The sequence below is a fragment of the Halorubrum ejinorense genome, assembly GCF_055389685.1.
Window position 1 is genome coordinate 1,641,428 of the sequence record NZ_AP043777.1, and the last position, 22,034, is coordinate 1,663,461.

22 protein-coding genes and 1 tRNA gene are annotated in these 22,034 nt (G+C 70.3%); 15 read left to right on the forward strand and 8 right to left on the reverse strand.

The window, feature by feature from the left end; genetic code table 11:
- Positions 1-6: 6 nt before the first annotated feature.
- A complete protein-coding gene (gene cofG, locus ACZ5KW_RS09430) occupies positions 7-1,170 on the forward strand; it encodes a 7,8-didemethyl-8-hydroxy-5-deazariboflavin synthase subunit CofG (RefSeq protein ID WP_343777496.1) in 1,164 nt (387 codons plus the stop codon).
- 98 nt (positions 1,171-1,268) lie between these two features.
- Entirely contained in the window at positions 1,269-2,129 is an 861-nt protein-coding gene (locus tag ACZ5KW_RS09435) for a mechanosensitive ion channel family protein (protein WP_343777495.1), read from the forward strand.
- Positions 2,130-2,210: 81 nt separating this feature from the next.
- Here ACZ5KW_RS09435 and ACZ5KW_RS09440 read toward each other — a convergent pair whose 3' ends face one another.
- A complete protein-coding gene (locus tag ACZ5KW_RS09440; protein ID WP_343777493.1) occupies positions 2,211-3,662 on the reverse strand; it encodes an MATE family efflux transporter in 1,452 nt (483 codons plus the stop codon).
- Between the two features lie 102 nt (positions 3,663-3,764).
- Here ACZ5KW_RS09440 and thiE point away from each other — a divergent pair, with 102 nt between their 5' ends.
- Both thiE and thiM read left to right on the forward strand, forming a co-directional pair.
- Entirely contained in the window at positions 3,765-4,400 is a 636-nt protein-coding gene (gene thiE, locus ACZ5KW_RS09445) for a thiamine phosphate synthase (protein WP_343777491.1), read from the forward strand.
- Positions 4,393-5,256 carry a hydroxyethylthiazole kinase gene (gene thiM / locus ACZ5KW_RS09450; protein WP_343777490.1) on the forward strand — a complete coding sequence of 288 codons (864 nt, stop codon included), beginning with the start codon at positions 4,393-4,395 and terminating at the stop codon, positions 5,254-5,256. Before thiE ends, thiM begins: the two co-directional genes overlap by 8 nt.
- Before the next feature lie 36 nt (positions 5,257-5,292).
- Here thiM and ACZ5KW_RS09455 read toward each other — a convergent pair whose 3' ends face one another.
- On the reverse strand, positions 5,293-6,084 hold the full coding sequence (locus tag ACZ5KW_RS09455; protein ID WP_343777489.1) for an SDR family oxidoreductase: 792 nt from the start codon (positions 6,082-6,084) through the stop codon (positions 5,293-5,295).
- A gap of 157 nt (positions 6,085-6,241) precedes the next feature.
- Between ACZ5KW_RS09455 and ACZ5KW_RS09460 the strand changes: the two genes are divergently transcribed.
- From ACZ5KW_RS09460 to moaA, 7 genes are all read left to right on the forward strand, one after another.
- A complete protein-coding gene (locus ACZ5KW_RS09460; RefSeq protein WP_343777488.1) occupies positions 6,242-7,744 on the forward strand; it encodes a phytoene desaturase family protein in 1,503 nt (500 codons plus the stop codon).
- Positions 7,741-8,655 carry a prenyltransferase gene (locus ACZ5KW_RS09465; protein WP_343777487.1) on the forward strand — a complete coding sequence of 305 codons (915 nt, stop codon included), beginning with the start codon at positions 7,741-7,743 and terminating at the stop codon, positions 8,653-8,655. Before ACZ5KW_RS09460 ends, ACZ5KW_RS09465 begins: the two co-directional genes overlap by 4 nt.
- A complete protein-coding gene (gene cruF / locus ACZ5KW_RS09470) occupies positions 8,652-9,530 on the forward strand; it encodes a bisanhydrobacterioruberin hydratase (RefSeq protein ID WP_343777485.1) in 879 nt (292 codons plus the stop codon). Before ACZ5KW_RS09465 ends, cruF begins: the two co-directional genes overlap by 4 nt.
- Positions 9,531-9,661: 131 nt before the next feature.
- Positions 9,662-10,219 carry a hypothetical protein gene (locus tag ACZ5KW_RS09475; RefSeq protein WP_343777483.1) on the forward strand — a complete coding sequence of 186 codons (558 nt, stop codon included), beginning with the start codon at positions 9,662-9,664 and terminating at the stop codon, positions 10,217-10,219.
- Between the two features lie 85 nt (positions 10,220-10,304).
- Positions 10,305-10,730, forward strand: coding sequence for a universal stress protein (locus tag ACZ5KW_RS09480; RefSeq protein ID WP_343777481.1), 426 nt, complete (start codon positions 10,305-10,307; stop codon positions 10,728-10,730).
- A 66-nt stretch (positions 10,731-10,796) separates the two neighbouring features.
- Entirely contained in the window at positions 10,797-11,564 is a 768-nt protein-coding gene (locus tag ACZ5KW_RS09485) for an MBL fold metallo-hydrolase (RefSeq protein WP_343777480.1), read from the forward strand.
- 152 nt (positions 11,565-11,716) lie between these two features.
- Positions 11,717-12,721 carry a GTP 3',8-cyclase MoaA gene (gene moaA / locus ACZ5KW_RS09490; protein WP_343777479.1) on the forward strand — a complete coding sequence of 335 codons (1,005 nt, stop codon included), beginning with the start codon at positions 11,717-11,719 and terminating at the stop codon, positions 12,719-12,721.
- A gap of 724 nt (positions 12,722-13,445) precedes the next feature.
- Here the strand turns inward: moaA and ACZ5KW_RS09495 are convergent.
- Positions 13,446-13,520: transfer RNA gene (locus tag ACZ5KW_RS09495), tRNA-Arg, on the reverse strand.
- Positions 13,521-13,620: 100 nt separating this feature from the next.
- Here ACZ5KW_RS09495 and ACZ5KW_RS09500 point away from each other — a divergent pair.
- On the forward strand, positions 13,621-14,244 hold the full coding sequence (locus ACZ5KW_RS09500) for an AAA family ATPase (RefSeq protein ID WP_343777477.1): 624 nt from the start codon (positions 13,621-13,623) through the stop codon (positions 14,242-14,244).
- Complete coding sequence (locus ACZ5KW_RS09505) at positions 14,241-14,693, forward strand: RNA-binding domain-containing protein (RefSeq protein ID WP_343777476.1); 453 nt, start codon at positions 14,241-14,243, stop codon at positions 14,691-14,693. Before ACZ5KW_RS09500 ends, ACZ5KW_RS09505 begins: the two co-directional genes overlap by 4 nt.
- Before the next feature lie 31 nt (positions 14,694-14,724).
- Here the strand turns inward: ACZ5KW_RS09505 and ACZ5KW_RS09510 are convergent, their stop codons facing one another.
- The 5 genes from ACZ5KW_RS09510 to ACZ5KW_RS09530 form a co-directional block, all read right to left on the reverse strand.
- Positions 14,725-15,327: a DUF7978 family protein gene (locus ACZ5KW_RS09510; protein ID WP_343777474.1), complete on the reverse strand. Its 603-nt coding sequence runs from the start codon at positions 15,325-15,327 to the stop codon at positions 14,725-14,727.
- A gap of 111 nt (positions 15,328-15,438) precedes the next feature.
- The gene (locus ACZ5KW_RS09515; RefSeq protein WP_343777472.1) at positions 15,439-16,032 is read right to left on the reverse strand and encodes a GNAT family N-acetyltransferase; all 594 of its coding nucleotides are present in this window, start codon (positions 16,030-16,032) and stop codon (positions 15,439-15,441) included.
- A 125-nt stretch (positions 16,033-16,157) separates the two neighbouring features.
- Positions 16,158-17,087, reverse strand: coding sequence for an alpha/beta hydrolase (locus tag ACZ5KW_RS09520; protein ID WP_343777471.1), 930 nt, complete (start codon positions 17,085-17,087; stop codon positions 16,158-16,160).
- A gap of 73 nt (positions 17,088-17,160) precedes the next feature.
- Positions 17,161-18,081, reverse strand: a complete 921-nt coding sequence (locus ACZ5KW_RS09525) for a DMT family transporter (RefSeq protein WP_343777469.1) — start codon at positions 18,079-18,081, stop codon at positions 17,161-17,163.
- A gap of 98 nt (positions 18,082-18,179) precedes the next feature.
- Entirely contained in the window at positions 18,180-18,839 is a 660-nt protein-coding gene (locus tag ACZ5KW_RS09530; RefSeq protein ID WP_343777468.1) for an ArsR/SmtB family transcription factor, read from the reverse strand.
- A gap of 127 nt (positions 18,840-18,966) precedes the next feature.
- Between ACZ5KW_RS09530 and gpmI the strand changes: the two genes are divergently transcribed.
- The gene (gpmI, locus tag ACZ5KW_RS09535) at positions 18,967-20,490 is read left to right on the forward strand and encodes a 2,3-bisphosphoglycerate-independent phosphoglycerate mutase (RefSeq protein WP_343777467.1); all 1,524 of its coding nucleotides are present in this window, start codon (positions 18,967-18,969) and stop codon (positions 20,488-20,490) included.
- A gap of 63 nt (positions 20,491-20,553) precedes the next feature.
- Positions 20,554-21,696, forward strand: coding sequence for a thiolase family protein (locus ACZ5KW_RS09540; RefSeq protein WP_343777466.1), 1,143 nt, complete (start codon positions 20,554-20,556; stop codon positions 21,694-21,696).
- The last annotated feature ends 338 nt before the right edge of the window (positions 21,697-22,034 follow it).

Genomic DNA, 22,034 nt, shown 5'->3' on the forward strand with positions numbered 1-22,034 from the left:
AGTGGCGTGTTCGCCGGGGTTGACGAGTACGGCGTCGACGTCGCGGTCGACGAGCGGGACGTCGAGCGACTGCTCTCGGTCCGTCCCGCAGACGTCGAGGCCGCCGACCGGCTCACCTTCGCGCGCAACGTCTTCGTCCCGCTGACCACGGCGTGTCGCTACACCTGTACGTACTGTACCTACTACGACGTGCCGGGCGAGGCGTCGCTGCTGTCGCCCGAGGAGGTGCGCGAGGAGTGCCGAGTCGGCGCCGACGCGGGCTGTACGGAGGCGCTTTTCACCTTCGGCGACGAGCCGGACGACCGGTACACCGCGGTCCACGAGACGCTCGCCGAGTGGGGGTTCGACTCGATCCACGACTACCTCTACCGCGCCTGCGAGATCGCCTTGGAGGAGGGGCTGCTCCCGCACTCCAACCCGGGCGACCTGACCGAGGCGCAGTTCGCCGACCTCCGGGACGTGAACGCCTCGATGGGCGTCATGCTGGAGACGACCGCCGACGTCGACGCCCACTCGGGCGGCCGCCGGAAGACCCCCGGCCAGCGGCTCAACACGATCCGGGCGGCGGGGCGACAGGGGGTCCCGTTCACCACCGGGATCCTCGTCGGCATCGGCGAGGACTGGCGGGACCGCGCCGAGAGCCTGCTCGCCATCCGCGAGCTCCACGAGCGACACGGCCACGTCCAGGAGGTGATCGTCCAGAACGTCGTCCCGAACGAGCGCTCCGACTTCCCGAAGCCCGACCTCGACACGATGCGCCGGGTCGTCGCGATGGCGCGGGCGGCGCTGCCCGAGGAGGTCTCCGTCCAAGTGCCGCCGAACCTCTCGCCGGCCGCCGACCTCGTCGACTGCGGCATCGACGACCTCGGCGGCGTCTCGCCGGTCACGGACGACTACATCAACCCGGCGTACGAGTGGCCGGACCTCCGCGGGCTCGAATCGGTCGCCGACGCCGGCGGCGTGCCGCTCCGCGAGCGACTCCCGACGTACGCCCGACACCTCCCGGACGATATTCGGCCCGCGGGCGTCGACCCCGCGCCCGACCCTCCCGGCCGCGAGGCGTGGATCCCCGCCCCGGTCCGAGAGCGGATCGCCGCGGACGACGTCCACGGGCGACGGCTTCGCGCGGTCGCTCGCGGCGACGGGCCGCTCGCCGTTCGGAGCGACTGACGCGCCGCGATCGAAGTCGCGGGCGCGGCCGGGGCGACCGGGAGTAAACAACCGCGCTGCCAGTAGCTTCTTTATATAGTCCCAGTAATGAGTGGACGATGTACCCCTTACAGCTCGACGCGATCACGAACGCGGTCGACGTGGCGGCGATCGCGACGATCGCGCTCCGGTTCGTCGGCGGCTTCGTCGCCGTGTTGTTGCTCGGAAAGCTCGTCCTGATCCCGGGGCTCCAGCGGATCGTCAGGTCGCGCGGGTTCGACGAGGCGGTGTTGAGCCTCGGCACGAACGTGCTCAACGCCGTCGTCTGGGTGGCGGCGATCGCGATCGGCTTCGCCGTGGCCGGCTACGGCAGCTTCCTCTCGGCGTTCGCGGTGTTCGGCGGCGCCATCGCGCTCGCGGTCGGCTTCGCCGCGCAGGACCTCCTCGGGAACTTCGTCGCCGGCGTGTTCATCCTCAAGGACAAGCCGTTCGAGGTCGGCGACTGGATCGAGTGGAGCGGCAACTCCGGCCGCGTCGAGGAGATCGACCTCCGCGTCTCGCGGGTCCGGACGTTCGACAACGAACTCGTGACGGTGCCGAACGGCGACCTCGCGAACAACGCGGTGAAAAATCCCGTCGCCTACGACACGCTCCGACAGAAGTTCGTCTTCGGGATCGGCTACGACGACGACATCGGGGAGGCGACCGACATCATCGTCGAGAAGGCCGAGGCGCACGACGAGATTCTCGACGATCCGGGCGTGTCGGTCCGCCTGACCGAACTCGGCGACTCGGCGGTCGGACTCCAGTCGCGCTGGTGGATCGACGACCCCGACCGCGGCGACTTCGTCCGGGTGCGCTCCGAGTACGTCACCGCGGTGAAGGAGGCGTTCGACGACGCCGGCATCGACATGCCGTACGTCCACCGCCAGCTCACCGGGAGCGTCGAGGTCCTCGAATCGGTCACGGACGACGAGTAGGACGCGAGGCTCCGACCGCCTGACGACGACCGGGCGCCGTGACGCCCCGGCGCCTCGCGAGACTCAGCGGCTCGCCGCCAATCACCCGACTTCTTCGTCCGCATCGCCGCCGCCGGGCCGGTACTGCCGGCTGACGGCCTGCCAGCGGTTCGACCGGAACCGGTAGCCGTTCAGTCCGGCGGGCACGAGCTTTTCGGCCACCAGCGCCACGTAGAGGCCGGCGACGCCGAGCGGCGTGACGAGCCCCACGAGCGCGACCGGAAGCGCGACGACGTACAGCCCGACCATCGACGCGGCGAACGGCCAGCGGGTGTCGCCCGCGCCGCGGAGCGACCCCGTGATCGAGCCGTCGACGCCCAGCGGCACCGCCGACACCGCGGCCGCGACGACGAACGCCGCGGTCGCGGTCACGGCCGCCGAGCCGTCGACGAACACGCCCGCGACGGGGCGCGCGGCGACGACGACCGCGGCCGACGCGAGCAGGTAGACGACGGCCGACAGCGCGATCACGTCGCGGCCGTACGCGGTCGCGAGCGACTCGTCGCCCGCGCCGAGCCGCTGGCCGACGAGCGTGCTCGCGGCGATCGAGAAGCCCCAGCTGAAGCTGCCGAGCAGCGCCCGGACCCGGCGCCCGACTTCGAGGGCGGCGACGACCGCCTCGCCGAACGACGAGGCGATCCACAGGAGCGGGAACACCGCGACGCCCTCCGCCACCCGACGCCCGATGAGCGGGGCCGACACCCGGAGGAGCTGTCGGCTCAGGTCGACGTCGAGCCACGGGCCGGAGACCCCGACCGGGACCGGCGAGGCGCCGCGACCGAAGTACGACCGGCCGGACATCCCCCACGCGAGGACGACGCCGACCGCGCCGATGGAGACCGCGGTGCCGAAGGCGGCGCCGAACACGCCGAGACCGGCGCCGAGGACGAGCCAGCCGGTGAGGACGATGTTCAACAGCGCGCCGCCGGCGCGCGCGACCATCGGCGTGCGGGTGTCCCCGACGCCGGCGTACGTCCGGCTCGCGATCATGTTGAAGAACTCGAAGGCGAGCGCGGGCGCCGTGACGGCGAGGTAGGTGGTTCCCGCCGCAAGCGCGTCGCCGTCGGCGCCCACGAGCCCGATCAGCCGCTCCGCCCCGAGGACGTAGCCCGCGACGATGGGGACGGCGAGCAGCGCGGCCACGATCAGCGACTGCTTGACGACGAGCTCGGCCCGGCCGCGCTCGTCGCCGCCGTAGTTCTGCGAGACGAGCGAGACGGTGCCGCCGGCGAGCCCGATCGAGACGAACTTCGCCAGCTGCCAGTACGCGAACGCGTACCCGAGCCCGGCGACCGCGGAGACGCCGAGCGCGTACCCGATCACCGCGAGGTCCACGGTGTTTTTCGACATGATCGCGAACCCGGTGACGATCCGGGGCCACGCCAGTCCCATCGTTTCGTCGAGCCGCGAGCGGTCGATGACGCCGGCTCGGTCGAGCGCGCCTGCGACCGCCTCGGCGACGCGAGCGGCGCCGTTCCGGAGCCGGGATGGCATTGGACCGGCGTACGGGACGGGTCGGCTTGTGTCTGTCCGTCCGCGGTGCGGCGGCGCCCGGAGCGCAACCGTTTTGGGCCGACTCCCCGGTGTGTACCACACATGAATACCAACCAGTGGCAGACGTACCTCGTCACGGCGGCGGGCCGGTCGGCGGGGCGGACCACGCCCGACGTCGTCGCGGCCGCGCTCGACGCCGGCATCGACGCCGTTCAGCTCCGAGACAAGGGAACCTCCGCACGAGAGCGGTACGAGACCGGCCGCCGCCTCCGCGAACTGACCGCCGAGGCGGGCGTGCCGCTGATCGTCAACGACCGGATCGACCTCGCCGCCGCGGTCGACGCCGACGGGGTCCACCTCGGCCAGTCGGACCTTCCGGTCGAGGTCGCGCGCGACCGCCTCGGCGAGTCGGCGACCGTCGGCGTCTCGACGTCGACCGCCGACGAGGCGCGCGAGGCCGCGGCCGCCGGCGCGGACTACCTCGGCGTCGGCGCCGTGTACGCGACGACCTCGAAGGACGTGCCCGACGATCGGAACGGGATCGGCACCGACCGGATAGCCGCCGTCGCCGACGCGGTCGACGTGCCGGTGATCGGGATCGGCGGCATCGACGCGAGCAACGCGGCCTCCGTGGTGGAGGCGGGCGCGACCGGCGTGGCGGTCCTCTCGGCGATAACGGCCGCCGAGGACCCCGCGGAAGCGACCGCGGAGGTCGGGGAGGCGGTCGCGGATGTCTGACGCGCGGGACCCGGGGACCGCCCTCGACGGCGACCTCCTCCGCCGGACGCTGTCCGCGGTCGACGAGGCCGCGCCCCTCGTCCACCACCTCACGAACGACGTGACGACGAGCGAGACGGCGAACGTCACGCTCCACTGGGGCGGGCTGCCGGTGATGGCGGACGCCCCGGCCGAGGCCGGCGACATGGCGGCCGGCGCCGACGCCGTCGTGATCAACACCGGCACGGCGAGCCGCCAGGACGTCGACGCGATGGTCGACGCCGGGCGCCGGGCGAACGAGGCCGACGTTCCCGTCGTCCTCGATCCGGTCGGCTACGGCGCGACGCCGCACCGCGTGGCCTCGGTCGGTCGACTCCTCGACGAGGTCGATTTCGACGTGATCAAGGGCAACGCGGGGGAGGTCCGGGGCCTCGCGGGCGAGGAGGCGACGGTCAAGGGCGTCGAGTCCGTGGGCGAGGAATCGGGCGTCGCGGGCGCCGCCGACGCGCTCGCGACCGAGACCGGCGCCGTCGTCGTGGCCTCGGGAGCGACCGACGTCGTCGCCGGCGGAGAACGGGGGCCCTACGAACTCGCCGTCGGTCACGAGCGGATGGGGTCGTTCGTCGGCTCCGGGTGTATGCTCGCGAGCACGCTCGGAACCGTGACCGCGCTCGCCGGGCGGGCGGACGCCCCGGTCGCGACGACGACCGCGGCGGCAATCATCGCCACGGCGGCGTACGGGCTGGCCGGCGAGCGCGCGGCCGCGGCCGAGCCGAACGGCCCGGCGAGCTACCGGACCGCGTTCATGGACGCGGTGGCGTCGACGGCGACCGACCCGCCGGAGTCGGACGTCGCCGACCGCGTGTCCGAGGTCTGATCGCCGTCGACGCGATCGGACGCCGTCCCCTCCGCGCTAGCGCGTCGCGGTCTTCCACTCGCGGAGGCCGATCCGGCCGCCGTTCAGGTCCTCTGCCGGCGCTTCGGTGGCGGCCCAGACGAAAAGCGGCGCGACGCTCTCCGGGTCCCGGGCGCGCTCCTTGCCGGTCAGGTCGGTCGCGACCAGCCCGGGGTCGATCACGCCGACCGTCGCGTCGATGTCGGCGGCGAAGCCGCGCGCGACCGCCTCGGCGGCCGCCTTCGAGACCGCGTACGCGCCCATGCCGGGCTTGGACTCGGCGGCGACCGCGCCGGACGGGACGAGGACGCGGGCGTCGTCCGCCAGGTGAGGGATCGCCTCCCGTATCGTCGCGAACACGCCGCGAGCGTTCGTCCGCATCGTGTCGTCGTAGTCGGCGTACGAGACCTCGGTCGTCGGGCTCTCGCCCGGCGCGCCGTGGAACAGGCCGGCGTTCGCGAACACCACGTCGATCGGGCCGGCCTCGCGGGCGACCCGCTCGAAGAACCGTTCGAGGTCGAACTCGTCGCGCACGTCGACGCGGTCGCCCCACGCGGTGCCGCGCCCGGGGTCCCCGTCGTCCGCGCCGTCTCCTTCCCCGTCGGCGTCTGTCGCGTCGTCGCTGTCGGCTTCGGGATCGGCCGCGTCCGCCGGCTCGTCACCCTCGCCGTTCAGCGCCGCGACGGTCCGATCCACGGCCGCGCCGTCGCGCCCGGAGACGGCGACAAACGCTCCTTCGTCGACGAACGCCTCGGCGACGGCTCGCCCGATCCCGCTCGTTGCTCCGGTGATCGCGACCGTCAGATCCATATGGAAGCCGGTACGGGCGTCGGCGACTTAGTGGTATCCACTCGACGCGACGGACGATCGTCTCGGGACTCTCGCGGCCGCTCGTCCCGAACGTGTGGGGGACGCCTCGGCGGCGCGTCCGGCCGGATTTATACCTCCGCCGCCCCTAGGTTCGTGTATGGACGTGGTCCCGGACATCGACGACGTTGCCGGCGAGTCCGTCGTCGTTATCGGCGGCGGATTCGGCGGACTCTCGACGGCCTGTTACCTCGCCGACGCTGGCGCGGACGTCACGCTCCTCGAGAAGAACGAACAGCTCGGAGGACGCGCCAGCCGGCTCGAAGTCGACGGCTTCAAATTCGACATGGGGCCGTCGTGGTACCTGATGCCCGACGTCTTCGAGCGGTTCTTCGGTCACTTCGGCCGATCGCCCGACGAGTTCTACGAACTTGAGCGGCTCGACCCCCACTACCGCGTGTTCTGGAAGGACGGGGACAGAGTCGACGTGCTCCCGGACCGCGACAAGAACCGGGAGATATTCGAGTCGTACGAGCCGGGCGCCGGCGAGGCGTTCGACGCGTATCTGGCGGAGTCCGAGCGGACCTACGACATCGGGATGGAACACTTCGTGTACGAGGACCGCCCGCGGCTGCGCGACTACGTCGACACCGACGTGTTGCGCTACTCGTGGGGGCTCTCCCTGCTCGGAAAGATGCAGGGACACGTCGAGGACTACTTCGACCACCCGAAGCTCCAGCAGCTGATGCAGTACACGCTCGTGTTCCTCGGCGGGTCTCCCACGAACACGCCGGCGCTGTACAACCTGATGAGCCACGTCGACTACAACATGGGCGTCTACTACCCGGACGGCGGGATCGGCGCCGTCGTCGACGGCATCGTCGAACTCGCCGAGGACCTCGGCGTCGAGTTCGTCACCGACGCGGCGGTGACCGGCATCGAGGGGCGCTACGGCGCCTTCGCGGTCGACACCGAGAACGGCGGCCGCTACCTCGCCGACCGCGTCGTCTCCGACGCCGACTACGCGCACACCGAACAGGCGCTGCTGCCGGAGCGGAAGCGACAGTACACCGAGGAGTACTGGGAGTCGCGGACGTACGCTCCCTCCGCGTTCCTGCTGTACCTCGGCGTCGAGGGCGACGTTCCGGACCTCGAACACCACACGCTCGTCCTCCCGACCGACTGGGACGAGCACTTCGAGCAGATATTCGACGACCCCGAGTGGCCCGACGACCCCGCGTACTACCTCTGTGTGCCCTCGAAGACCGACGACACCGTCGCGCCGGAGGGGCACAGCAACCTCTTCGCCTTGGTCCCCATCGCGCCGGGGCTGGCCGACACGCCGGAGATCCGCAACCGGTACCGCGACCTCGTGATCGACGACATCGCCGAGAACACCGGTACCGACCTCCGCGGCCGCGTCGTCGTCGAGGAGACGTTCTCGGTCGACGACTTCGCCGAGCGGTACAACAGCTACGCGGGCAGCGCGCTGGGCCTGGCGCACACCCTCACGCAGACGTCGCTGCTGCGCCCGCCCCACACCTCGGACGCGGTCGACGGGCTCTACTTCACGGGGTCGACGACGACCCCGGGCATCGGCGTCCCGATGTGTCTCATCAGCGGACAGCTGACCGCGGAAGCGATGGCCGACGACGACGTGTGACCGAGGCCGTGAGCGACCAACACCGATCCTCCACGGACGAGCGAGAGCGGTCGGCCGGGGGCGGCGAGGGCCTCCGGTACCTGCTGGTGTTGTCGCGGCCGCGCTTCTGGCTGTACCTCGCCGGCCCCGTCGCGGTCGGCGTCACCTACGGCATCGGCGACGTGAGCGAGCTGTTCACCCCCGTCACGGTCGCGCTCGCGGCGTACTTCCTCGTCCCCGCCAACGTCTTCCTCTACGGCGTCAACGACGTGTTCGACGCGGACATCGACGAACTGAACCCGAAGAAGGAGGAGCGCGAGGCGCGCTGGCGCGGGAGTCGCCTCGTCGTCGCCGCGGTCGTGGCCGCCGGCGCGCTCGGCGTCGCCACGTTCGCGATCACCCCCAGGGTCGCGTGGCCGTACCTCGCGGGGTTCCTCCTCCTGTCGGTCGGGTACAGCGCCCCGCCCGCGCGGTTCAAGACGAAACCGTTCCTCGACTCGCTGTCGAACGGGCTGTACGTCCTCCCGGGCGCGGCCGCATACGCGACCGTTGCGGGGTCGCACCCGCCGGTCGCGGCGCTCGCCGGGGCGTGGCTCTGGACGATGGGGATGCACACGTTCTCCGCCATCCCCGACATCGAGCCGGACCGGGCGGCCGGAATCGACACGACCGCGACGGTGCTGGGCGAGGCGCGCACCTACGCCTACTGCTTCGCGGTGTGGGCCGCCGCCGCCGTCGCGTTCGCGCTCGTCGACCCCCGGCTCGGCGCACTGCTCGGCGTGTACCCGGTCTTCGTCGCGTGGGTCTCGCGGGCGTCGGTCTCCGTCGACCGCGCGTACTGGTGGTTCCCGGCGCTGAACACCGTCGTCGGCACGCTGCTGTCGATGGGCGGTCTCTGGCGGGTGTACCCGCTCTGGGAGGCGCTGCCGTGAGCGACTCGACCGCGACGACCGAGTCGCGCTTCGACGCCCTCCGGGAGCGCGCGCCCGACACGCGGCGCGAGGCCGAGGCGCTGCTCGACCGGATCGTGCGAGAGAACCGCTTCACCATCGCGGTCCTCTTCCCGCTCGTGGGTGCCGTCGCGCTCATCGGTAGCGCCGAGGGGGTCGTGCCGGAGCCGTTCGCGTTCCACCCGTGGTTCGTGCTCTTCGGCGTCCTCGTGATGCGCTCGCCGCTCGTCGTCGGGGTCCTCCCCACGGTCGACCGCCGCGCGCTCGGCTGGATCGGGGTCCTGATGGCGTACACGTACCTCATCGAGGGCGTCGGCGTCGCGACCGGCTGGCCGTACGGGGAGTTCGCGTACACGGTCGACCTCGGACCGATGCTCGCGGGGGTGCCCGTCGCGCTCCCCGTCTTCTTCATCCCGCTCGTGATGAACGCGTACCTGCTGTGTCTGTTGCTGCTCGGCCCGCGCGCCGACAGCGTGTGGGTCCGGCTGGCGACGGTGATCCCGGCGGTCGTCGCGATGGACGTGGTGTTAGACCCCGGCGCGGTCGCGCTCGGCTTCTGGGACTTCGGCGGCGGCGCGTTCTACGGCGTCCCGCTCTCGAACTACGCCGGGTGGGTGCTGTCGGCTATCGTCGCGGTCGTCACGCTCGACCGCGCCTTCTCGTCGGCGGGGATCCGCGAGCGGCTCCGCGACTGCGAGTTCATGCTCGACGACATGGTGAGCTTCGTGATCCTCTGGGGCGGGATCAACGTCTGGTACGGGAACCTCCTGCCCGCCGCGGTCGCCGTCGCGTTCGGCGTCGGCCTCTTCCGCGCCGACCGGTTCGACGCGCAGGTGTTCACCCAGTGGCGGCGGTGAGCGGACCGGCCGAGAGCTCGCTGTCCGGCCGCGGTCGACTCGGTTGCCCTTATATACTCCCCTCGCGTTTTTCCTGACATGACCGACGGCGGCCACACCACGGCGCGACGACGACGGGAGGATCGACCCAGATGAGCGACCTCGCGATAGCCTACGGCGACCACGGAGGCGTGTGCGAGGTCGTCGACAGGCTGACCTACTGCGCCGAACAGGTCAGCGTCGCCTTCGACGGGTGGGACGAACCCCACGTGAAGGGACCGGGACTGTACTTCGCGGTCATCGGCGACAGCGACTACGGCTCGTACGCGGACCCGATGGGCGACAACCGCTGGGCGCGCGAGAGCTGCCCGTCCGTCTTCGACGAGGACGCGCTCGCGACCGCCGCCGAGTCGGTGAGCGTCGGGCAGGACGGCGGGATCGTCGTCGCGGTCGACGGCGAGATAGAGGCGCAGATGGTCCGGTTCCGCGACCTGGGCACCCGCGACGAGGAGACCGACCTCGTCGACGACGTGAGCTACGAGCCGTGGATGGGGTCGCGACACATGAGCGCGATCGAGACCTCCGTGCGCCCCGAGGTCGTCGCGACGGTCACGCTCAGCGAGGAGACCGGCCGCGTCAGCGTCTTCCGCGACGGCGAGGCGAACAGCATGCGGCGCGGCGAACTCGGCGGTCGGTGGCGCGCGGAGTAGCGGTCACCCGGTCGCGTGACCGCGGATTCCGAGCGACCGGCGCCCGGGCCCCACGGTTAAGCCGGGGGCACGCGAACGACCCCACATGTACGACGACATCCTGGTCCCCACGGACGGGAGCGAGGCGGTCGACCGCGCGCTCGAACACGCGCTCCGACTCGCGAGCGACCACGACGCGACGGTTCACGCGCTGTACGTCGTCGACCGTCGGATCGCGACCGCCAACTCCGGCGACCTCCACGACGAGGTCGTCGCCGACCTCGAAGCACAGGGCGACGAGGCCGTCGGCGTCGTCGCCGACGCGGCGAGCGAGGCCGGCCTCGACGTCGAGACCCACGTCGCGCACGGGACGCCCGACACCGAGATCGTCGCGTACGCCGACGAGGCGGGGATCGACGTGATCGTCATGAGCCCGGAGGGGAAGTCGCCGCGCGAGCGGATCCGGTCGCTCGGGAGCGTCTCCGACCGCGTCGCCGACGACGCGTCGGTCCCGGTGTTCCTGATCAAGTGAGCCAGGTCCGGGCCGCCGCTCCGAGCGGTCGGTCCAATTAGGTGCCTTCGGCCACGCGGAGTCGACATGGAACTCACCGTGCTCGGTTCGGGCAGCGCCATGCCCGTTCCCGACCGCGTTCAGGCCGGCTACCTCCTCGACGACGGCGACCGGTCGCTGCTCGTCGACTGCGGCAGCGGCGTCCTCCAGCGACTCGCCGGCACCGAGACCGGGTACGAGGGCGTCTCGACGGTCCTGTTGACCCATCACCACCTCGACCACGTGGCCGCGCTCCTGCCGCTGGTGAAGGCCCGCTGGCTCGCCGGCGAGGAACACCTCGAAGTCGTCGGGCCCGCGGGGACGAAGGGGCTCGTCGACGGCCTGCTCGACGTCCACGACTACCTCGACGGCCGGATCGACCTCGCGGTCCGCGAGGTGTCGGCCGCGCGCCCGTTCACCGCCGGCGGGTTTGACGTTGCCGCCCGCGAGACGCGCCACTCGATGGACGGCTTCGCCTACCGGTTCTCGCCGCCGAGTTCGGACGCCCCGGCGAGCGAGGGGCCGCTCGCGCTGTCCGGCGACACCGAGGCGTTCGCGGGGATGGCGTCGTTCGCCGACGGCGCCGACTGCCTCGTCCACGACTGCTCGTTCCCGGACGACGTCGACGTGTCGAACCACCCGCGCCCGACGAGCCTCGGCGAGTCGCTCGCGGGCACTGACATCGGGACGCTCCTCTTATCGCACCTCTATCCGCACACCGGCGGTCGCGAGCGGGAGATGGAAGAACGGGTCCGCGAGGCCGGCTTCGACGGCGAGGTGCGGGCCGCGACCGACGGGCTCCGCGTGTCGCTTTGAGGTCGCGATCGCCAGTCGCAATGGGGCCGCAACCGCGAGTCGCAATCGTAACCGATCGGCCGCCGCGGCGCCGGAGTGACGTAACCGCTCGCTGTTACGTTCCTTCACGATCGACCCGTTTACTTAAGCGCGCGTAGTCGTTCCTGTTCCACATGGCCGACCCACTCGCGGACGACTTCGGACGGGAGGTGACGGGGGTGCGAATCTCGCTCACCGACCGGTGTAACTTCGACTGCGTCTACTGTCACAACGAGGGGTTAGGCGACACGCGCGGGCCGATGGAGCCGAGCGAGTCGGAGATGAGCGCCGACGACGTGGTCCGCTTCCTTGAGGTCGTCGAGGGGTACGGCGTCGACGCCGTGAAGTTCACCGGCGGCGAGCCGATGCTCCGCCAGGACCTCGAAGAGATCATCGAGCGCACGCCCGACTCGATGGAGGTGTCGATGACGACGAACGGCACCTTCCTCCCCGGGCGTGCCGCGGACCTGAAGGCCGCCGGGCTCGACCGCGTCAACGTCTCGCAGGACGCGCTCGACCCGGACGACTTCGCGGAGGTCACGAAGTCCGGCGCCTACGAGCAGGTCCTCGAGGGCGTCAGGGCCGCGGTCGACGCCGGGCTCGATCCCGTGAAGCTCAACATGGTCGTGTTCACCCACACCGCGGGCTACGTCGAGGAGATGGTCGAACACGTCGCGGACAACCACGGCCTTCAGCTCCAGCTCATCCAGTACATGCCGGAGCTGACCGGCAAACCCGAGTGGAACGTCGACATCGGGCGCGTCCACGACTGGCTCGCCGAGAAAGCCGACCGCGTCGAACACCGCGAGATGCACGACCGGAAGCGGTACTTCGTCGGCGAGGACAGCGACGACGAGACCGGCGGCATGGTCGAGATCGTCGACCCCGTCGAGAACGAGGAGTTCTGCGCCAACTGCGGCCGCGTCCGCGTCACCCACGAGGGGTACCTGAAGGGGTGTCTCAACCGCAACGACGACCTCCGCTCGATGGGCGAGATGACCCGCGAGGAGATCGCGGAGACGTTCGAGGAAGTGGTGGCGAACCGCGTGCCCTACTACGGCGAGTACCTGGTCGAGGGCGAGGACGGCGAGTACGAACTGAACGAGAAGTACCTTGGGGCGCCAAGCGCGGCGGACTGAAAGGGGATCGACCACACCTGCTCTGTCGATATCCTCACGAACAGACAGGATCGGCGTGCGAGATACAGAGAGTGAGTTCAGCATAGCGATGACTCTAATCGTACCATTCTCACGTACACCGGGAAACGTTCGCGCAGAGGTGCTCTCCGAGGAGAAGTTCGACGCTGCTGAGCGAAGCCAGATGCTCGGTGGGCAGGCTATGATGATCGGCGACGACCGGAACGATTTAATGACACTTCTCGTATAAGAATTAGTACCCGCGGCCGTCATCGAAACAACTACCACACTTTTCGGCTCCGAACTCCTCGGTGGCCCGCTTGACCTGAATCACCTGGAGTTGTCCGTGATCGAGGTGGTACGTCTGCCCACACGACGCCTGGAAGTCTTCTGCTCCCGGCTCGTGTTTGTGGATCGTCCTGCGCGTCTCATTCAGTATTCCTCTTCTGTCTTCTTGCTGGGTATTACCCATAGTGTGTAAGCAGTTTTTGATCGGGTTCCTGTTTAATCAGACACAATTTCATACAGAACCGAGTTTTGAGCATCTGGGAGACTTGAAACTAACCAGTGAAGAGAGAACGACGGTTTGGTAAGAACTCCAGAACGGTTGATTGCGCCATCTGTGGCTACCCGAACGAGTGTGCTGACTATGCGCCCCACATTCGGCACGTCTACAAGAATATGTCACCTACCAAGGATTTCAACAGAGCCACCACACCCAGAAGAACGAGCACAGTGGGATTCGAACCCACGACCGTCGGATTAGAAGTCCGACGCTCTATCCTGGCTGAGCTATGTGCCCTCACCCGTACCTGATTCGCCGGGTCTAAAAAACGCCCGCGGTTCGCGCCGCCCGCGGGCCAACAGCAGACCTAAGTCCGCGAGCGGAGTAGCGACCGGTAATGAACGTCATCGGAACCGTCGGCCTCCCCGGCAGCGGGAAGGGGGAAGCGGCGAACGTGGCCGAGGCGGCCGGCATCCCCGTCGTCGTCATGGGCGACGTGATCCGCGCCGAGTGTCGCCGCCGCGGCCTCGACCCGGCGCAAAATCACGGGCGGATGGCCGGCACGCTCCGCGAGGAGGAGGGCGACGACGCCATCGCCGCGCGGACGCTCCCGCGGATCCGCGAGGCGGCGGCCGAGAGCGACCGCGGCGAGACCGTGCTGGTCGACGGCCTCCGGTCGACCGTCGAACTCGAACGCTTCCGCGAGGCGTTCGGCGAGGACTTCACCCTCGTCGCGATCCGGGCGCCGTTCGAACTGCGCGCCGAGCGCCTCGACGACCGCGGCCGCGACGACTCCGACTCCGACCTGTCGGCCCTCCGCGAGCGCGACGCCCGCGAGATAGACCTCGGACTCGGCGAGACCCTCGAACTGGCCGACGTGGAGATCGACAACACGGACAGCCTCGCCGCGTTCCGCGGGCGCGTCCGCGAGGTGCTCGGCGTCGCGGAGCCCGAGGCCGACGGCTCCGCGCCCGGCGCCGACCGCGCCGAGGCGGCAAACGCCGGAGGTGACGGCGCGTGATCTACAGCGTCGACGTGCGGATCGAGGCGCCGGTCCGCGACACCGAGGTGACCGACCGCGTCGCCGACGCGGTGAAGAACGTCTTCCCGGACGCCGAGCCCGTCCACGAGGACGGGATGCTCGTCGCCGAGGCGCACACCCTCGACGCCTTCTCCGACGTGCTCCACGAACAGGAGATCCTCGACACCGCCCGCCGCGTCTTCCGACAGAACCGCACCGACGGGGGGTTCACCTTCTCGCTGAAAAAGCAGGCGGCGCTGGAAGGCGTGGTCAACTTCGCGGTCGGCGAGCCGGACGAACTCGGCGAGATCGACGTCGAGGTTCGCGTGCGCGAACCGGACGTCGAGTCGTTCATCGACTACATCGCGCCGGAGACCGACGAGGGACAGCCGGTCGATCCCGACCGCGAGTACGGGGACCGGTTCGACCCCGAAGACGAGGCGTACTGAGGCCGTCGCTGCGAACTCCGGTTCTCTCGACTCAGTCGCTCAGCACCGACGAGACGGCGCCGCCTATCGCACCGAACGCGACCGGGTAGACGGCTCCCGCGAGCAGAACGGTCGTGATCATGTCTGGCGCGACGGTCGCGCCGTCGCCGACCGAGACCCGGAACAGGAACCCGCCGACGACCGCGAGCGGGAGGTATCCGGCCGTGAGGAGGGCGCCGGCTCGGGCGCCGTCGACCGGCGTGGACGCGCCCGCGACGCGGCCGGCCGCGAGGCCGGCGAGGACGAGCAGCACCGGCGGGACGACGAACAGGTACGCGCCCCCGTCCGCCTGCGAGACGAAGTTCACCGAGCGAGCGGCGCCGATCAGCGACGGCACCGAGACGTCGACGAAGTGGGCGTTGTAGAACAGCCACCCCACGCCGCGCCAGACGGAGATGGGGTCGCCGCCGAACAGGTCGGCGAAGAAGTTGATGCCGGAGAGCCCCTCCTCGACCTGGTCGCTCTGCGTGACGTACACGAACAGGTAGCCGAGGACGTACGCGGCGGCACCCGCGACCGCACCGCCGACCGCGTTCGTCGTGAGGCTCGAATCCGTGCCGTTCGCCGCAGCCGTTCCGGGTGTCGACGAAGACATGCGCCCCGACTCATTTCGGACGCGGTAAGTGTCTGTTGGGTCACGCCGACCGCGACGGAGTGGATTATTCCGCCCGTAAAGCCCGTTCCAGCGCCGAATACGGGTTCGAACCTACTCGGTCGCCGCTCGCCACTCCGCCTGCGAGACCGTGTACCGGACCTCGTCGTGGACGCTGCCGTCGGCGAACTCGATCGCGTTACGGAGGTGACCCTCCCGGCGGCCGCCGAGCCGGTCGACGTACTTCTCTATCGCTCGCCGCGACTGGTCGTTGTCCGGGAGGTGGCTCACGGCGACGACCTCCAGGTCGAGGTCGTCGAACGCCACCTCGGCGAGCGCGGCGGCGCGCTCGGCCGAGTACCCGCGACCCCAGAACCGCCTCCGGAGCCACACGCCGAGATTCGCGGTCTTCCGGTCCCAGTCGACCTCGAAGCCGCCGAAGCCGGCTATCTCGCCGGCCCCGTCCTCGCCTTCGCGGGGTCGGATCACGTAGGTCGCGGCCTCGGCCTCCTCGAACTGCTCGCTGGCGCGTTCGAGGAACTCGAGCGTCTTCCGCTTCGTCTCGTGGGCGTCCCAAGTGACGTACTCCGTCACCTCGTCGATCCCGGGGTCGGACGAGCAGATGCGATAGCACGCGTCGAGGTCGACGTTCTCGGGGGAAGCCGCTTCCAGTCGGAGGCGGTCCGTCTCGATCGTTTCGGGGAACACGCGACCGACATCGCGGCGTCGAAAATAAATACCACCGCCGGCGGGCGGGACGTTCACACACCTCGTACGGCGGCGGGAGCGGACGCGACCTGTCGCTCGCCGCCGCCCGCGCGAGCCGGACGGGATTACGCGTCGAACGCGTCTGCGAGGTCGTCGCCGACCGCGGCGATCGCTTCGCGGGCCCGGTCGACTCCCTGCATCGTCATGAACCCGTGGACCATTCCGGGGTAGTTCTCGTACCGCGTCGAGACGCCGTCGGCGACGAGTTTCTCGGCGTACGCCTTTCCGCCGTCGCGAAGCGGGTCGAACCCGGCCGTGACGACCGTCGCGGGCGCGACGCCGGAGAGGTCGCCGGCGTTGATCGGGTCGGCGTACGGGTTCCGCCGGTGGATGTCGCTCCGGTAGTACGCCTCGGAGAACCACTCGATGTCCGCCCGCGAGAGGACCGTCCCGCCGTGTTCGCGGACCGACTCCTGCTCGGGGTCGACGCCGATACCGGGGTACAGCAGGGCCTGATGGGCGATCTCGGGGCCGTCGCGTTCGGCGGCCATCAGCGCGGCGACCGCGGCGAGGTTGCCGCCCGCGGAGTCGCCCGCGACCGCGATCCTACCGGTGCCGCCGAGTGCGTCCGTCGCGTCCGCGGCCCACTCGACCGCGGCGTACGCGTCCTCGACGGCGGCCGGGAACGGGTGTTCGGGCGCGAGCCGGTACTCGACCGAGAGGACCGCACAGCCGCTCTCCCGCGTCAGGTGTCGACAGAGCCAGTCGTGGGTCTCGACGCTGCCGAGGACGAACCCGCCGCCGTGGAAGAACACGACCGTCGGGAACGGCGGATCGCCGGCAGGCGTGTACAGACGCGCGTCGAGGTCCCCGGGACCGGGAATCGTTAGCGGCTCGGTCGCGCCGACGCTCGGCGGGTTTCGGTTCTGAAGCCGCGACAGCGGACCGCTCACGAGACGGAGCAGCTTCAGGCGGTACCGACCGTGAGGAAGGGGAATTCGCGACTGGCGGGCCGCGGCTCGCTTCGCTTGGGGATCGATCTGGTCGGCGCTCACGCCGCGAGAGTCGTTTCCCCGTCGCCAAGACGGTTGCGGCGAGAGCCGTCGGAGACGGGACTGACCGCCCCGTTCACCCGATCACGCCGGCGCCCCGCAGCTCCTCGCGGATCGCGTCGCGTTTCACCAGCCCGAAGCCGACGCAGATGATCAGGAAGCCGGCGACCGTCGCGCCGGTGATACCCTCGTCCAGCAGGATCCACCCGACGGCGGCGGCGAACACCGGCGCGACGTACGAGACGAGGTTGATCTCGATCGGCCCGAGTCGGTCGAGCAGGTCGAAGTAGATCAGGAAGCCGATCCCGCTGGCGAACACGGAGAGGTAGCCCAAGGCGAGCAGCGACTCGGTCGTCCAGGCCGCGTCGGCGACCGACTCGCCGAGCCCGATCGCGATCAGATGGGTGAGGCCGGCCCCGAGGAGCATCGACCACGCCTCCATCGTCTCGATGGGGAGGTCTGCGTCGGAGGCGCGGGAGAGGACGGAGCCGAGCGCGAACGAGGCGGCCGCGCCCAACACGAGCAGCTTCGCGACGGTGCCGTCGCCGGTGAGGTTCGCGGGGTCCGGATTCGCGAGGACGACCGCCCCGACGAGTCCGATGGCGAGGCCGAGCACGCCGACGGCGGTCAGTCGCTCCGCGGGCAGGAAAGCGCGGGCGAACACGGTCGTCAGGAGCGGCGAGAGACTGACGATCACCGCCGCGACGGCGCTCGTCACCGCGGGGTCGGTCTCGCCGACGAACAGCAGCGCGTGGTAGCCGGCGATGATGAACACGGCGCCGGAGAGCACTTCCAGCCACTGAGCGCGCCCGCGAGGGATCGGGTCGTCGACGGCGTACGCCGCGTACGCCAGCATCACGATCCCGGCCACGTCGTACCGGAAGGCCGCGAAGAGCACCGGCGGGAAATACGCCAGGCCCGCCTTGATCGCGACGAACGCGGAGCCCCACACGGCGGCGAGGACGAGAAACAGCGAGAGGTTCCTGAGACGGCTCACGTCCGCCCTCTCCCTGCGGCAGTCCAAAAGCTTCCGGAAGCGGCCGGGCTCGCTGAGTTCGTCGTCGCGAGCCCCGCAGCAGCCGTAGAGAAGTCGCGTCAGCGCACCCGGTAGCCGTCCGCGTCGCGGGCGACGACGCCCACGTCGGAGAGCCGGCGGAGGGCGTCGCTGACGGTCGACTCGCGGGCGCCGACCTCCTCGGCGACCGCGCCCGGCGTGCCGTCGGTCTCGACGACCGCGGCGAGGACGGCCGCGAAGAAGCGGCTGTCGGCCTGCCCACCGAGCCGGTCGTCGATCTCCGAGAGCGCGTCCTCGACGCGGCCCTGTACCCACCGCTGGGCGAGCGAGAGCTCGCGGTCGAGGTCCTGAAGGCGCGCGTACTCGCCGACCAGCTCGGCGAGGTCGCCGCTCGCCTCCGACCCGTCCGGCATTTCGAGCGAGAGGTGGGGACATCGGCCCGACATGTCGAGGCTGTTCTTCGCCGGGTAGGCGCTTTTCGCGCCGAAGCCGTACGGCGAGACGCTGACCTCTAAGCGGAGGCTGCGGGCGATCCGGAAGTACTTCCGGCGCTGGTCGTCGGTCGTCGACTCGACGAGACCGGCCTCCTCCAGCTTCCGCAGGTGGTCGATCACCGCCTTCGGGCTCACGTCGAGGTACTCCGAGATCTCCGTGACGTAACACGGCTTGGTGGAGAGAAGCCGGAGGATGCGCCGCCGGTTCTCGTTGCCGAGGAGATCGAGCAGTACCGCGGAGTCCATTAACGTATGGTTAGCGTCGGACGCGTAAAACGTTGGCTTCCGGCGACGGCGCGGCGGGCCGCCCCCGGTCCGGCGAGGGAGTAGCGGTCACCGAAGGGTAGTTACCCCCCGGGCGGCACGCTGGGGTATGGAGACGGCACTCGTGATCCTCGACGGTTGGGGGCTCGGCGACCACGACCGGCTGGACGCCGTGAAGGCGGCCGACACGCCGACGTTCGACGCGGCGACGGAACGGGGGGCGGACGGCCGCCTCGTCGTTCACGGGCGGCGCGTGGGGCTCCCGGAGGGACAGATGGGCAACTCCGAGGTCGGCCACCTCAACATCGGCGCCGGCCGGGTAGTGAAGCAGGCGTACACCCGGATCACGGACGCGCTCGCAGAGGGTTCGTTCGCGGACAACGACGCGGTCGCGGACGCCTTCGACCACGCCGCGGAGACGGGCGGTCGGGTTCACATCATGGGACTCGTCTCGGACGGCGGGGTCCACTCCGACGTGGAGCACGTGCTGGCGCTGATCGAGGCCGCGGCCGACGCGGGCGTCCCGGCGACGACTCACGCGTTCACCGACGGGCGCGACACGGCGCCGGAGATTGCCGACGAGTTCCTCGCGGACGTGACCGCGACGGCAGGCGAGCACGGGACGGGACGCGTCGCGACCGTGACGGGCCGGTATCACGCGATGGACCGCGACGAGAACTGGGAGCGGACGCGGAAGGCGTACGACGCGATCGTCTCGCGCGAGGCGCCCCACGAGGCCGAGAGCGCGGTCGCGGCCGCACGGGAGGCCCACGCTCGCGGCGAGACCGACGAGTTCGTCGAGCCGACGCTCGTCGCCGACGAGCCCGCGCTCGCGGACGGCGACGCCGTGATCTTCGTCAACTTCCGCGCGGACCGCGCCCGGCAGCTGGTCCGAATGCTGACCGACACCCGACCCGAGTGGGGGTTCGACCTCGATCAGCCCGACGTGCGGCTGACCACGATGACCGAGTACGACGAGACGTTCGACTTCCCGGTCGCGTTCCCGCCGGAGACCCCGGCGAACACGGTCGGTGAAGTGGTCGCCGACGCCGGCGGCACCCAACTCCGGATCGCCGAGTCGGAGAAGTACCCCCACGTGACCTACTTCCTCAACGGCGGCCGCGAGGTGAAGTTCCCCGGCGAGATCCGGACGATCGTCGAGAGCCCGGACGTCCCCACCTACGACCAGCAGCCGGAGATGTCGGCGCCCGGAGTGACCGACGCCGCGGTCGAGACGATCGCGTCAGACGACCCCGATCTGTTGGTCCTCAACTACGCCAACCCCGACATGGTGGGGCACACGGGCGACTTCGACGCGGCGGTCGAGGCGGTCGAGGCGGTCGACGGACAGCTCGACCGACTCCTCTCCGCGATCGCCGACGCCGGCGCGCACGCGGTCGTCACCGCCGACCACGGCAACGCCGACGACATGGGAACCGCAGACGATCCCCACACCGCCCACACGTTCAACCCGGTGCCGTTCGTCTACCTCTCGCCCGAGGGCGACGACGGCGGGCGTGCGGTGCGCGACGACGGGTCGCTGTGCGACATCGCGCCGACACTCCTGGAGCTGATGGACCTCGAGTGCCCGGCGGAGATGACCGGCGAGCCGCTGTTGACCGATAAACGATAAACCCCGGATCGATTTCCGCCCGTTCCACGGCGTTTTAATACGCCGACCGACCTGTGATCGTTCATGACAGACGAGACCACACCGGTGATCGCGGCCGCTCATCGAACGCCACAGGGCAAAGACGGCGGCGTCTACGAGGACGTCCGTACCGAGGACCTCTCGACGACGCTCATCGACCACACGCTCGCGGAGACGGGGCTGACGAGCGACCACGTCGACGACCTGATGTGGGGCGTCGCCCAGCAGCGCGCCGAGCAGGACAACAACGTCGCGCGGGTCATCGCCCTCCTCTCCGAACTGGGCGAGTCCGTCCCCGCGACCACGATCAACCGCTGGTGCGCCTCGTCGATGCAGGCGGTCATCTCCGCGTCGGACGCCGTCGCCGCGGGCAACCGCGACTGCGTCATCGCGGGCGGCGCCGAGAACATGAGCCGCGTCCCGATGGACGGCGACTCCTACCAGCACCTCCACCCGGAGCTCTCCGAGCGGTACAACGTCTTCCAGCTGCAGATGGGGATGACCGCCGAGAAGGTGGCCGAGGAGTACGGCGTGAGCCGCGAGGCGCAAGACGAGTACGCGGCCCGCAGCCACCAGCGCGCCGCCGAGGCGACCGAGTCGGGACGGTTCGACGACGAGATCGTCCCCGTCGAGACCGACGACGGACTCGTCGAGGAGGACGAGGGGATCCGCCCGGACACGACCGCCGAGAAGCTCGCCGAGCTGCCGCCCGCGTTCACGGGCGACGGCACGGTCACGGCCGGGAACTCCTCGCAGATCTCCGACGGCGCGTCGGTCACGCTCGTCACGAGCAAGGCGTTCGCCGAGGACCACGGGCTCGACGTGCTCGCGGAGGTCGGCACGAACAACGTCGCCGGCGTCGACCCGACCGTGATGGGGATCGGTCCGGTGCCCGCGACGCGAGGCCTGCTCGATCGCGCCGGGACGACCGTCGACGACTACGACCTGGTCGAACTCAACGAGGCGTTCGCCTCCCAGTGCGAGTACTCCCGGCGCGAACTCGGCATCGACGAGGACCGGTACAACGTCAACGGCGGCGCCATCGCGCTCGGCCACCCGCTCGGCGCCTCGGGCGCGCGGCTCCCGGTGACGCTGCTCCACGAGATGCAGAAACGCGACTCCGAGCGCGGGCTCGCGACGCTCTGTGTCGGCTTCGGACAGGGCGCCGCGATCGAGTTCAAGCGGTAACGAACTAACCACCTCTCTTCATCCGCGGTGGCGCGTGCCTCCGAGCGCCCGGTAGGGCGCGAGGAGCACGCGCGAGGGAGTCGGTGTCGGTCGAGCGAAGCGAAGAACGCCAGCGACAGGACGAGAGCGAAGCTCTCGCTTGAAACCGGACGTAGTCCGGTGACGAGGCTGGGGAGGCGTGAGGTGCGGTTGCGGTGCTGTGCGGGCGGGGCTCGAAGGGGCAGCCGGGAGGACGAAGACGCGCGACGCAAGCAGCGTGGCGCGATGTGCCACGGGCAGCCGGCGGCGGAGCCGTCGGCGACACCGCAGGAGCGAACGTAGTGAACGACGAGGAGCGC

Coding starts and splice junctions, on each gene's coding strand:
- ACZ5KW_RS09455 (WP_343777489.1), bottom strand. CDS start 6,084: ATGGATCTGACGGTCGCGATCACCGGAGCAACGAGCGGGATCGGGCGA.
- ACZ5KW_RS09435 (WP_343777495.1), top strand. CDS start 1,269: ATGTACCCCTTACAGCTCGACGCGATCACGAACGCGGTCGACGTGGCG.
- ACZ5KW_RS09460 (WP_343777488.1), top strand. CDS start 6,242: ATGGACGTGGTCCCGGACATCGACGACGTTGCCGGCGAGTCCGTCGTC.
- gpmI (WP_343777467.1), top strand. CDS start 18,967: ATGGAGACGGCACTCGTGATCCTCGACGGTTGGGGGCTCGGCGACCAC.
- ACZ5KW_RS09480 (WP_343777481.1), top strand. CDS start 10,305: ATGTACGACGACATCCTGGTCCCCACGGACGGGAGCGAGGCGGTCGAC.
- ACZ5KW_RS09530 (WP_343777468.1), bottom strand. CDS start 18,839: ATGGACTCCGCGGTACTGCTCGATCTCCTCGGCAACGAGAACCGGCGG.
- ACZ5KW_RS09475 (WP_343777483.1), top strand. CDS start 9,662: ATGAGCGACCTCGCGATAGCCTACGGCGACCACGGAGGCGTGTGCGAG.
- moaA (WP_343777479.1), top strand. CDS start 11,717: ATGGCCGACCCACTCGCGGACGACTTCGGACGGGAGGTGACGGGGGTG.
- ACZ5KW_RS09500 (WP_343777477.1), top strand. CDS start 13,621: ATGAACGTCATCGGAACCGTCGGCCTCCCCGGCAGCGGGAAGGGGGAA.
- ACZ5KW_RS09440 (WP_343777493.1), bottom strand. CDS start 3,662: ATGCCATCCCGGCTCCGGAACGGCGCCGCTCGCGTCGCCGAGGCGGTC.
- thiM (WP_343777490.1), top strand. CDS start 4,393: ATGTCTGACGCGCGGGACCCGGGGACCGCCCTCGACGGCGACCTCCTC.
- ACZ5KW_RS09540 (WP_343777466.1), top strand. CDS start 20,554: ATGACAGACGAGACCACACCGGTGATCGCGGCCGCTCATCGAACGCCA.
- ACZ5KW_RS09485 (WP_343777480.1), top strand. CDS start 10,797: ATGGAACTCACCGTGCTCGGTTCGGGCAGCGCCATGCCCGTTCCCGAC.
- ACZ5KW_RS09510 (WP_343777474.1), bottom strand. CDS start 15,327: ATGTCTTCGTCGACACCCGGAACGGCTGCGGCGAACGGCACGGATTCG.
- thiE (WP_343777491.1), top strand. CDS start 3,765: ATGAATACCAACCAGTGGCAGACGTACCTCGTCACGGCGGCGGGCCGG.